This is a genomic window from Treponema sp. TIM-1, assembly GCF_046533115.1.
In the GTDB taxonomy this organism is placed as follows: Bacteria; Spirochaetota; Spirochaetia; order Treponematales; family Breznakiellaceae; genus JAIRMO01.
Window position 1 is genome coordinate 1 of sequence record NZ_JAJQRC010000038.1, and the last position, 12352, is coordinate 12352.

At 48.1% G+C, this 12352-nt stretch carries 9 protein-coding genes; 4 read left to right on the top strand and 5 right to left on the bottom strand.

Translation table 11 applies throughout. The annotated features are described in order from the left end of the window. Positions 1-90: 90 nt before the first annotated feature. The 5 genes from clpB to LQZ21_RS11925 form a co-directional block, all read right to left on the bottom strand. A complete protein-coding gene (gene clpB, locus LQZ21_RS11905) occupies positions 91-2676 on the bottom strand; it encodes an ATP-dependent chaperone ClpB (RefSeq protein ID WP_411044665.1) in 2586 nt (861 codons plus the stop codon). A 194-nt stretch (positions 2677-2870) separates the two neighbouring features. Beyond that, positions 2871-3896, bottom strand: coding sequence for a LacI family DNA-binding transcriptional regulator (locus tag LQZ21_RS11910; protein WP_411044667.1), 1026 nt, complete (start codon positions 3894-3896; stop codon positions 2871-2873). Between the two features lie 380 nt (positions 3897-4276). Next, positions 4277-5785, bottom strand: a complete 1509-nt coding sequence (locus LQZ21_RS11915; protein WP_411044669.1) for a CoA-acylating methylmalonate-semialdehyde dehydrogenase — start codon at positions 5783-5785, stop codon at positions 4277-4279. Positions 5786-5924: 139 nt separating this feature from the next. Continuing rightward, complete coding sequence (locus tag LQZ21_RS11920) at positions 5925-6953, bottom strand: transaldolase family protein (protein WP_411044671.1); 1029 nt, start codon at positions 6951-6953, stop codon at positions 5925-5927. Positions 6954-6986: 33 nt separating this feature from the next. Beyond that, the gene (locus tag LQZ21_RS11925) at positions 6987-8036 is read right to left on the bottom strand and encodes a transaldolase family protein (RefSeq protein WP_411044673.1); all 1050 of its coding nucleotides are present in this window, start codon (positions 8034-8036) and stop codon (positions 6987-6989) included. A gap of 468 nt (positions 8037-8504) precedes the next feature. On the opposite strand from LQZ21_RS11925, the gene LQZ21_RS11930 reads away from it, so the two are divergent. The 4 genes from LQZ21_RS11930 to LQZ21_RS11945 are packed head-to-tail and all read left to right on the top strand — an operon-like array spanning position 8505 to position 12319. Next, the gene (locus tag LQZ21_RS11930; protein WP_411044674.1) at positions 8505-9332 is read left to right on the top strand and encodes a sugar phosphate isomerase/epimerase family protein; all 828 of its coding nucleotides are present in this window, start codon (positions 8505-8507) and stop codon (positions 9330-9332) included. Between the two features lie 10 nt (positions 9333-9342). Further along, positions 9343-10311, top strand: a complete 969-nt coding sequence (locus LQZ21_RS11935) for an ABC transporter permease (RefSeq protein ID WP_411044676.1) — start codon at positions 9343-9345, stop codon at positions 10309-10311. After that, positions 10308-11309: an ABC transporter permease gene (locus tag LQZ21_RS11940; protein WP_411044678.1), complete on the top strand. Its 1002-nt coding sequence runs from the start codon at positions 10308-10310 to the stop codon at positions 11307-11309. The genes LQZ21_RS11935 and LQZ21_RS11940 overlap by 4 nt, the downstream gene beginning before the upstream one ends. Positions 11310-11338: 29 nt before the next feature. Next, the gene (locus LQZ21_RS11945; protein ID WP_411044680.1) at positions 11339-12319 is read left to right on the top strand and encodes a sugar ABC transporter substrate-binding protein; all 981 of its coding nucleotides are present in this window, start codon (positions 11339-11341) and stop codon (positions 12317-12319) included. Positions 12320-12352 lie beyond the last annotated feature (33 nt).

The window sequence follows — 12352 nt, forward strand, 5'->3', positions numbered from 1 at the left end:
CAGAAACAACATGACCGAATGGTCATATTGTTTCTTTATTGCGTAAGCAATTAGAATAAAATGCCCTGCATTTTATTCTTGCGCGGGTCCTTAGCTTTTCTTAAAGGTCAAGGTTTCCCCACCGCCTTCGTCCGCATCCGCCGTAACCCGGTCCCCTTCCTTGATTTTCCCGGCAATGATAACCTTTGCCAGGGGGTTTTCCAGGTCCGCCTGTATAGCCCGCTTCAGGGGACGGGCCCCAAAGAGGGGATCATAGCCCCGTTCCGCGAGGAGTCCCCGGGCGGCCGGGGTTACCGTGAGGGTAATCTTCCGTTCCGCCAGCCGTCCCGCAAGGCGTTTTAGTTGAATCTCCACGATTTTGGCGATTTCCTCCCTGCCCAACCGGTTAAAAATTACCGTTTCGTCGATCCGGTTTAAAAATTCCGGCCGAAAGCTCTGTTTGAGGAGTTCCGTCAAGGCCCCCTTGATATCCTCGCTTTTTTTTGCCTCCAGGATCAGATCGGAACCCAAATTACTGGTCATGATGATGATCACGTTCTTAAAGTCCACTACCCTCCCCTGACCGTCGGTAAGGCGGCCGTCATCGAGGATCTGGAGGAACACGTTAAACACCTCCGGGTGGGCTTTTTCGATCTCGTCAAAGAGGATCACGCTGTAGGGCCGCCGCCGTACCGCCTCGGTAAGCTGCCCCCCCTGTTCATACCCCACATACCCCGGAGGCGCCCCGATGAGGCGGCTCACCGAGTGTTTTTCCCCGTATTCGCTCATGTCTATCCGGGTCAGGGCCTTTTCGTCGTTAAAGAGGAAGTCCGCCAGGGTTTTGGCCAGTTCCGTCTTGCCCACCCCGGTGGGGCCCAAAAAGAGGAAAGACCCCAGGGGCCGGGCCGCATCGGAGAGTCCCGCTTTATTCCGCCGGATGGCGTCCGCCACGGCCTCCACCGCCGCCTCCTGGCCGACCACCCGCTGGGAAAGGACCTTCTCCAAATCCAGGTATTTTTGCAGCTCCCCGGAAAGCATCTTTGAGACGGGGATCCCCGTCCAGGTGGACACCACCTGGGCTATATCCTCCTCGCTCACCTCCTCCCGGAGCAGGGCCGATTCCCCCCGCTTCTCCTCCATCTGGTCGCTGAGGGCCTTGAGCTGCTTTTGGGCCTCGGGGATCCGGCCGTGTTTAACCTCCGCGGCCTTTGATAAATTTCCCTCCCGTTCGTACCGGGTCTCTTCGATCTTGAGTTCCTCAATCCGCTGTTTGAGATTCCGAATTCCCTGGATATCCTTTTTTTCGCTCTCCCACCGGGCTTTCATGGCGTCCCGTTCGGCGCCGAGGTCGGCGATTTCCTTTTCCAGTTTTCCCAGGCGATCCCGGGAGGCCTCGTCCTCTTCCCGGGACAGGGCCTGCCGTTCTATGGAGAGCTGCAGAAGTTTCCGCTCCAGTTTGTCCAACTCCGTGGGACGGCTGTCCAGTTCCATTTTGAGGCGGCTCGCGGCCTCGTCCACCAGGTCAATAGCCTTATCCGGCAAAAAACGGCTGGTGATATACCGGTCCGACAGGACCGCCGCCGCTACTAGGGCCTCGTCCTTGATCCGTACCCCGTGGTGTACCTCATACCGCTCCTTAAGTCCCCGGAGGATAGCGACGGTATCCTCCACCGAGGGTTCCGCCGTATAAACCTGCTGGAACCGCCGCTCCAGGGCGGCGTCCTTTTCGATGTGTTTGCGGTACTCGTCCAGGGTGGTGGCCCCGATACACCGGAGTTCCCCCCGGGCCAGGGCGGGCTTTAAGAGGTTGGAGGCGTCGGTGGCCCCCTCGGCAGCCCCAGCCCCTACCAGGGTATGGAGTTCGTCGATAAAGAGGATGATCTTCCCGTCGGAGGCCTGGATCTCGTGGATCACCGCCTTGAGGCGTTCCTCAAATTCTCCCCGGAATTTCGCCCCCGCCACCAGGGCGCCCAGGTCCAGGGCGAGGAGCTTCTTCCCCTTGAGGCCCTCGGGGACATCCCCCGCCACGATCCGCCGGGCAAGGCCCTCGGCAATGGCGGTTTTTCCCACCCCGGGCTCCCCGATGAGGACCGGGTTGTTTTTGGTCCTTCGGGACAGGACCTGCATCACCCGGCGGATCTCCTCGTCCCGGCCGATGACGGGATCGAGTTTTTCCAGCCGGGCCAGGGCGGTCAGGTCCCGGCAGTACTTGTCCAGCACCTGGTACTTGCCCTCGGGGTTTTGATCGGTGATCCGGGTGTTTCCCCGGACCTGCTTTAAGGCAGCGAGGATCCCGTTTTTAGTAACCCCCGCCTTCTTGAGGAGCTCCGCGGCCTTTCCCTCCCCCGCCGTGATGGCGAGGAGCATATGTTCGGTGGAAACATATTCATCCTTGAGGGAGGCCGCCTCGGCCTCGGCCTTGGCCAGGACCCTGGAGGCGGCGGACGAAAAATAGAGCTGGGCCGCCTCGCCGTAGATCTTCGGGCTTGCCGCGGCCAGGGCTTCGGTATCCCGGATGATCTGGGGGGTATCCACCCCTATCCGCTCCAGGATGGGGAGGACTATTCCATCGGTCTGCCTGAGCAAGGCGAGCAGTACATGTTCGACATCCACCTGGGAATGATCGTCTTTTTGCGCAATGGCGGAAGCCTCGTTTAACGCTTCCTGGGCTTTGATAGTTAACTTTTCATAATCCATAATATATATAAAATAAATAAATAAAGCCCAAAATGACAAGGGAGTAAAGGGATATTCCATATACATACCGTAAGCAGGAAGCTGCTCCGGGGGAATGGAGAAGCTGAAGGGCATTCCGGAGTCCGCTGAAATGAAAGCCCTCCCGGTTGAACAGGATTGTACCTTCGCCGCAGATATCCAAGACGGCCTGTTTTTTAAAGCTCCTCTTTCAGATTCTTAACACTATCCCGCTCAATGAGATCCGGATAGTACATTATTTTTTTCTTTGTGCCCGATGGATTTTTTATCCGCTCCAGGAGCAGATCTCCCGCGGCTACTCCCATTTGAAAAGTGTCGTAGCTGACGCAGGTCAGTTTAACCTTTCCATTTACCGATGCCGGGGTGTTATCGGTACAGACCACACTGATATTATCGGGAATCCCGATGCCCCTTGCAAGGAAGGCCTCTATCATTTCGCCGGCCATAATATCATTGGCGCTATACACAGCGGTTACCGGTATATTTTGCTTTGTTATAAAATCGACAAAATCAGCGCCGGATTTTGCCTGCAGATCCCCATAAAACAAATACTTTTTGTCGACGGACAGGTTATTGTCCTCCATACAATCAATATATCCGTGAAGTCTGTTTCTGCAGCTTATGGAATTTTTCGGTCCCCCAAGATGCAGAATGCGGGTATGTCCCGCGGTAATCAGAAACTGAGTCGCGATATAGCCGCAACGATAGTTATCCATGCTGATAATGTCCATATCAAGGGTTTTTATATATCGATTTAAAAAGATAATAGGAATATTTGCTGACTTAATAAGCTCAACAATGGATTTTGATTCCATCACATTGAGCATCACCACTCCACAAAACTGCTGGTCTATGGCGTAACGGAGATACTCTTCTTCCTGATTGTTATCATATTGGCTATCTACAATGAGGGCTTTATATTCGATAAACCCAATACTATGCTGAATTCCGCGGATATATTGAACATATACTTGACTGCTTATGTCACCGCAAATAATCATTACATTTTTGCCTTCCGATGAACCGGAACCATTTTTCCGCTTAATATATTCATAGCCGGTGGTTTGAATTGCATCAGAAATGGTCCGCGCTGTTTCCACATTAACATGCCCGCGTTTTGTTAAATACCGGGAAACAGTTGCTACAGAAACACCGGCTGTTCTTGCCACATCAACTATAGTGGTTTTTTGTTCTGTTTTCACTTTTATTATCAGAAAGATACCTTCTTTATTTTTATTGATCGATAAATACCCCTCTGCCGTGTATATGCGGGCCAAAATCCGGTATCTTAGCTTGTATCTCCTTGTTATATAAAGATTGATTATTATTTCTTTATACTATATTTAGAGGCAAAGATACAAGCCTTTTGTTTCTTATCCTGCTTTAACCGGGCTTCCGTGCTATTAAATAACCTTATTCCCTTATAATCAACAACCCCGCCGCAAGCGGTCGGGGGTATGTTGTTCTCATAAGGTATTTGACTCAGGGTACATACCCTTGGTTCCACCCCAAGGCTCCCCCACGTGAGCGGGCTCTTGGGTATGTACCCTTCGCAACGAATCATAACTTCTAGAAGTTATGATTATAAAGCTCCGTCCCAAGTAGAGACCCTGGTGGCGCTCTTTTCGTCCTCTGTAAACCAGTGGGCGGTAACCACCTTGCTTTCCGTATAAAACCGGAGGCCATCCTTCCCCAGACAATGGAGATCCCCAAAGAACGAATGTTTATGCCCCGCAAAGGGAAACATACCCACGGGAACGGGAATACCCACGTTGACGCCTACCATACCGCCATGGGTTCGCCGGGCGAATTCCCGGGCAAAGTAACCATTTTGGGTAAAGATCACCGAACCGTTGGCGAATTCGTTGACATTCATTTGGGTAATACCGTCTTCAAAGTTTTTTACCCGTTTGACGCAGAGTACGGGCCCGAAGATTTCCTGCTGACCCACGATCATGTCCGCCCTGACATGGTCGAAGATCGTGTGCCCGACATAGAAACCCTTTTCGTATCCCGGTACCTTCACATTCCGTCCGTCCAATACCAGCTTCGCCCCTTCCTGAACACCCTTTTCGATCCAATCAAGCACCCACTTTTTATGGGCGGCGGTTACCACCGGCCCCAAATCGGTTGATTTATCGTAAGCAGGGCCTATTTTTTTAGTTCCAGCCTGCCTGATAAGCTCTTCTACCATTTTATCGGCGATGGATTCCTCTACGGCAATGGTAGGCAGGGCCATACAACGCTCCCCGGCACAGCCGAATGCGGAATTGATGATCCCCGCCGCGGTCCGGGTAATGGGAGCATCCGCCAGAACCAGGGCATGGTTCTTCGCCTCACAAAGGCACTGGACACGCTTGCCGTTGGCTGCCGCAACGGCATATACATGGCGGCCTATGGCGGTGGAACCCACAAAGGTAACTCCCCTTATATCAGGATGGGTAAGGAACAATTCCGCCTCATTTCGGGAACAGGTAACGATATTCACAACGCCATCAGGGAGCCCCGCTTCTTTGAGGAGGGCGGCAAGTCGAAGGCTGGTCATGGGGGTCATGGAAGCGGCTTTAAGAACCAAGGTATTACCGGTGGCTATGCACATGGGCATCATCCAGCCCATGGGGATCATTGCGGGAAAGTTAAAGGGAGCAATGCCGGCAAAAACCCCAAGGGGTTCCCGGTACAGGGTTGAATCGTAACTGGAAGTAACGTTCATAAGGGCTTCCCCCATCATCAGGGATGGGGCCCCGCAGGCTACTTCCACAGGTTCTTTCACCTTTAAAAGATCTCCCTTGGCTTCTTCCCAGTTTTTACCGTTTTCTCGGGTAAGCATATGGGTAAGCTCGTCCAGGTGAAGGGCAATAAGGTCCCGGAATTTGTAGAGTACCTCCACACGCCTGGGGCAGGGGGTAGCACTCCATGTGGGGAAGGCGGTTCTTGCCGCAGCGATGGCATCCTCTACTTCCTCTTTGGTACAGCAAGGAGTCTGGGCAATAACTTCTCCGGTGGAAGGATCGTAAATATCCATGTACTTGCTACTGGTACTTTCCACAAACTGTCCATTTATAAAGGGTTTGAGCTTTTCGATTTTCATTAAATTACTCCAAAAATAAAATATAAGAATCGGTGAAAATCCAATCGGAGTTCCACTGATCCCTTGTCAAAAACTGCTAACTCTTTATTATATAAAGAATTACAAATATATAATTTTCTCCATGGGTCAGAACAGACCGTTACAACACAAATTCCTGTATTGACAACCATGCCTCCGAGAACTGTGATAAGGTCCGTTGAGATAGACCATAGGACAGAAACTCCGAAGGCTTCATTCCATCGGGTTCATAAGCCCTGGCAAATTCCGGTATCCTGCAAAGCCGATCAATGACATCCCCGGATACAGACTTATCGGTATTCTCCGTAAAAGGTGCTTGTTCTTTCGCAAGAGAAGCCTGAATATTAGCGGATACGGACATGGTCATATCCATTCCCGCAAGATCAATTGTATGGTAAGCCCCTCTCATGCCCGCAGGCATCAACTGGGATCTATAGGAGTTATTTTTTATGATCCCATAAGCACGTTTGATAACTGCGGTACCCGCCTGAATAATATCCGATTCGGCCAGAGTGGCACGGTTGTCCAGGGCTACATCCCGAATGTAGTCATCCTGACGGCCCACCATAACAACCGAAAAGGCCTGACCGGGCTTTATTCCCGTTTTTTCCGCCCTGGCGGTGCCGATGGTCTGACGTCTGGCAATTTCTACCGCCTGGGGGACGGAAAAACTTACGGTGCCTACGGTAGTTATTCCCAAGGCGGCACATTCTTCTATAACTTCAAGCCCTGCCGCATTGGCCGGAATTTTTACGGCAATGTTTTCCGCCCACTTATTAAGCCGTTTTGCCATTTCAAACATTTTTTCCGCATTTCCCTGCAAAGCCGGGTTAACCTGGGCACAGACATATCCTTGGATACCACCGCTGGATTTATAAACGGGTAAAAATTTTTCCGCGATGGTAACCGTTATACGTTTAATAATTTCTTCCGTTTTTTCATCCGGTTTTAAGTTTGGATTGATATCCTTTAGATAGGGTTTCCAAAAATCGGGAGCCCCGTACAGAGAGCGTCTAATCAGGGGAGGATTTGTCGTTGCCCCGGTGGCACCGTTCCCGATGTAGTCATCCATGTTTTTGTAAACAGCGGAATCGGTCCACCAAAAGGAACCGGTTTGGGAAAGCCATTTAAGATAACTGTTTTCAGCCATGTTATATCTCCAAAATTAAATTTTTGCGCAAATTCAGAACCACCGCTGGGATTTCTCCGTAGTTCCGTAGGTTTCCAATGGAACCCAACCTGTCCAAAGGAACTGTGACAGGGTTCGCTGCATAACCCCAAAGGTGATAAAATCTCCGGGACGCTGTCCTTCGATTTTATATGCCCGCTCAAATTCATTTACCTTTAACAGATCTTTAATGATTTTTTCATCGATTTCTTCATTAATATGCTCTTCCTGAGGAAGATCCTCACTATTAACCAGGTGCTGCATCCGGGCCTGCAAGGAAAAAACCATTTTTGCCCCTGCCATTACCGATAAATGATGGGAACCGCGTAATCCTGCGGGCATAATAAGGGCCGAACTCCCCTGTTCCTGCAAGATCCGGTAGGAACGTCTACACACCGCATTCCCCGCCCAAAGGCCGTTTTCTTTTTCTATGGAAACTCCGTTATCCTCAATAACATCCATAAGGTACTCATCCAGTCGTCCTCCTTGCTGCACGATAAAACAAGGACGAAGGGGTATGCCGTTCTTCTTTGCCCGTTTCAGCCCCCGTTCATAGGCTTGGCTTGCGGCAATTGCCTGGGAAACGGAAAAGTTTAAAGTTGTACATACCGCAATACCCTTGGCAGCCAGTTCCTCAATTACCGGCAGGGCAGCCTTGGTAGTAGGTACCTTTACGGCGATATTTTCTGCCCAGGAAGCATAGCGCAAGCCCTGCTCAAGCATTTCTTTGGTATTACCCGCATAGGAAGGATTCACCTGGGCAAGGGCATAGCCGTGCCGGGCTTTTGTCTCATCAAATATGGCCCTGAATTTTCCCGCCGCTGCCAGGGCTATTACCTTGAGCAGGGCCTCCACCCGGGGCGTTCCGACTATATTACCGGGTATTTTGGCGAGTTCCGGAGCCCAATAAGCAGGATCCGCTTCCAAAGCCTTAAAGGTCAAAATAGGATTGGTGGTCACCCCCATGGCTCCAAGTTGAATCGCCTCATCTATTTCAGAGGGTATGGCGGAATCATGCCACCACTTAGTCTGAGTTTTAGAACTTAGCCATTCCAGGTATTTCATGCATCGCCTCTTTACACCCCGTAAGGTAGTTCAACAGGTTTTGGTACCGCAGCCTTAAAAAATGCAATTTCGTAAGGCTTTAGCCTGAGAAACGGTAAGAACCGGTGGCAAACCAACCGATTTTGGAACCAGCTCCTCTGTTGATAAAAAACTATATCATCCCTCTCTATTATTGTCAATAATTTTTTCATGAAATTTTATGAAACTTAATATTATTACATATGTAATAAATCGTTATATTTCTTCATTTTTTAGAGTGTATTTACAGAAAAAAACAAACTTTTTTACATTTTTTCCTTGACAAATACAGAATACCCCCTTATCATTATAAAATCTTAGTACAAGGGATGAATTTTTGAGAATAAGGGGACATGCCTATGTATAAGTCATATCGGATGTCCCATGGGGAGCGTTAAAACCAAATGTTCTATCGGAGGCTAGACCTGTAGGACAAATCGGGAGATAACTATGGTATTTTTTTCTTCTGCGGATTTTGCATTTCCGCTTTTATCACATGAGAAGGCACTTCGGCTCGTCGCTCTTCTGGATTTTAAATGGGTAGATATCGGCTTGTTCCAAGATCGGTCTCATATTCAGCCGTCGGATCAACTGGACGATCCGGATCGGAAAGGAACAAATTTGAAAAAAATGGTGACGGAAATAGGACTGGGAATTTCCGATATTTTCTTTCAGTCCGCTTTGGATTTCAAAGCACGTGCGATTAATCATCCTGATAAAGCAATCCGCTCTAAACAGCGCGATATCTATGATCGTCTTCTTGAATATACTCAAGCAGCCGGCTGCAGGCATATTTCCGCTTTGCCGGGAGTAGATTTTGAAACTCCGGATAGTTTTGAAATTTGCAGAGATGAACTGGCATGGCGCGTAGAAAAAGCCGCCGTTGCGGGGATCACATACGGTGTTGAGGCCCATATTGGTTCTATAATGACCACCCCGGAACTTGCAATAAAAATGTTAAATGCGGTACCGGGTTTGTCGCTTACTTTAGATCATTCCCATTTTACATGGCAAGGGATCGGCTCGGAACAGGTCAAGCCTCTTGTGCCCTACGCTTCTCATATACATGCACGAGGCGCGGCAAAGGGAATCATGCAGGCGGCTGTCGCGGATAATACTACCGATTTTACTTTGGTGGCACAGCACTGCCGTGAAAGTGCTTATAAAGGGGGGATATGTATTGAATATACTTATACGGATTGGGAAAACTGCAATCAAACAGATAATATTTCAGAGTCGCTACTGATGCGTGATAAATTATCGTCATTATTTTCTTAGGGCTATAGAAATGCAGACACAGGTACGGAGTAAGAAGTTTTCCGAATTTATCAAGAAGCAGGCATTGCTTATCGGACTTCTAGCGATTATTGTTTTCTTTTCACTGGTTACTGATAACTTTTTCAGTGTATCAAACCTGATGCTTGTTTTACAGCAAGCAGCGGTTGTCGGTATTGCCAGCTGTGCCATGACCTTTGTGTTGATAGCAGGAAATTTTGATCTGTCAATGGGTGCGACGATAACATTAAGCGTATTATTATCCATAGATCTTCACGATAAATTAGGTCCTCTTCCTGCCGTATTGATCGCGCTTGCTGCATGTGTTTTGGTAGGTATGTGTTCCGGTTTTTTTGTCGGTTATTTGCGGGTTCATTCAATGGTTATTACTTTAGGAATGATGTCCATATTAACCGGAACGATGCTGCTCTATACAGGGGGAGGACTGTCATGGGTAGACAATCCTTCTGCAACATGGTTCAGAGTGTTTGGCCGGGACTCCCTATTTGGCATTCCGGTTCAGGTAATACTTCTGCTGGTCTTTATTGGCATTTTTGAATTTATATTGAATAAAACGACATTTGGCATAAAAGTACAAGCGGTAGGTGGAAATGCCGACGCAGTCAGGTTCAGTGGCCTGAATGACAAACAGATCGTACTAGCAACCTTTATCCTTTCAGGTTTGATGAGTGGTATTGCGGGTTTGGTAATGGCATCCAGAACAATGCAATACCAGACCGGGATTGCATTTGGCTATGAATTTAACGTATTATCAGCGGTCATATTAGGCGGTACAAGCCTTTCCGGAGGAAAAGGCAGCGTTTACGGTTCATTGCTGGGCGTATTAATTATTATTGCCTTAACAAACGGATTCCTTATGATTGGACTGCCGTATTATTTTCAATGGGTTATGCAGGGTCTTGTCATTGTCGTCATCGTTTGGATAGATATTAGTTCTAGATATAGGGAAGGACTAGCATGAATAGGATTTTGCATTTTTTTAGAAAAAATACTATCGTGCTGATTCTTGTTTGTATGTTTATTGTATTTTCTATTTTTGGGAAATCTTTCCTGGGCATACGAAATATACTGAATATACTTATGCAGAGTTCTGTCTATGGCGTAATGGCGTTAGGTATGACTTTCCTGATTATCTGCGGCTATTTTGACCTTTCCGCAGGCGTGGTCATGGGATTTATAGCTAATATGGTAATTCTATTCCAAATCAATGGTCTGTCGATAACCGTGTCCATTTTTCTGGTTTTATTGGTCAGTGTAGCTATTGGTATTACAAACGGCCTGCTTGTCACCCGGGCTAATATAAACGCGTTTATTGTAACCCTCGCTACAATGTTAAGCATACGGGGATTTACTTATTTCCTTTGTAATGGGGATCAGATCAGCAATCCGGATCGATTATTCGCCCGGTATGCAAACCGGTCGTTTTTTGGCATATCCTATCTTACCTTGACGTTTTTTGTTCTGTTTTTAATTTGTTGGTTTGCAATGAAATATACCCGTCACGGTAGAAACACTTACGCGATAGGTGGTAATGCCGAAGCCGCATTTAATGCGGGCATCAAAATTAAAAATGTACGTTTGTTGAATTTTGTTATCTGTTCCGTAACAGCCGGTTTGGGCGGTGTCATGACCGCTTCCAGATTGAATGGCGCTACACCATATCTTGGGTATCCGGATGGCAGCCTCATTGTAATAACCTGTGTGGTATTAGGCGGGACAAGTTTAAACGGTGGCAGCGGTGGGATGATGCATACTTTGGGCGGTACTATTGCCTATGTTATGTTCCGTAATGGATTGAATATGATGAATGTTCCGTCCGAATTTAACTATATTGCAACAGGAATGATCCTGATCGGTATTGTAACATCTGATGCCATTTCGATGATCATGAGCAAAAAAAGCAGCCCTTTGGATAAGGGTTCCGATGCAATGAAGACCATGCAGCGGATTAGTCCGTAAGCTTGGTTTGAATTGATATTATCACATTTTTGGAGGAAAAACAAATGAAGAAAGCTTTTTGTTTTATGTTTGCCTGCATGATTATTATCAGCCATATGGCATATTCGGCAGGTCAAAAGGGTTCAGCCGCCAGCGGTAGGCTTGTGATCGGTGTTGCTCATTTCAATGGGGGCGCAAACAATTATACCACTACCTATACAAAGGCCTTACAGGATCGGCGTACATCTAAGTATCCTGATGTAGATGTTATTCTTTTGGATGCAAAAGGGGATGCCACAGTACAGTTGGATCAGATTAATGATCTGATCTCCCAAAAGGTAGACGTCGCTATTGTATGGCCGGTTTCAAGCACCGGGATTATCACCGGTCTGGAAGCGCTAAAAGATGCCGGTATTCCGGTTATAATCACCAATTCGGGGGTGGACGCATCAGGAAAGGGTCTGTATACCGCGTTCTCCGGACCCAGTGACTATAAGCAAGGTTACCAGGCAGGGGAAGCTATGATTAAAGCGCTGGGTGGAAAGGGAAAAGTTGTCGAACTCGCGGGAACGGCAGGATATGATACGGCAATTCAGAGAAGCGCCGGATTTGCCGCTGCCATTAAAGGTACGGGAGTAGAAATTCTCGAATCCCAGCCAACCGACTGGAGTACTGATAAGTCTCAGACCATTATGGAAACGTATATTACCAAATACGGAACCGGGATTAATGGAATCTACTGTGCGGATGATGGTATTGCAAAAGGGGCCATGAATGCCCTGGACGCGGTTGGAAAAAATAACGGCTCAATACCCATCACCAGCTGTACCTTATTTGCCAGTGGATATGACGCCATCAAAGAAGGAAAACAGTTTGCCTCAGTTCTTCAGTCTCCGAAACTTGATGCCGAGTTGGCGCTGGATCTGGCGGTAAAGGTTGGCAAAGGTGAAAAGATTCCTGATGACAATCGAATTGAAACCTTTATTGTTAGCAAAGACAATGTAAACGAATTTGAAAGGCCGACCTGGTAGAAAGCGAAGTACCGAATATGGGACTTGACTAAG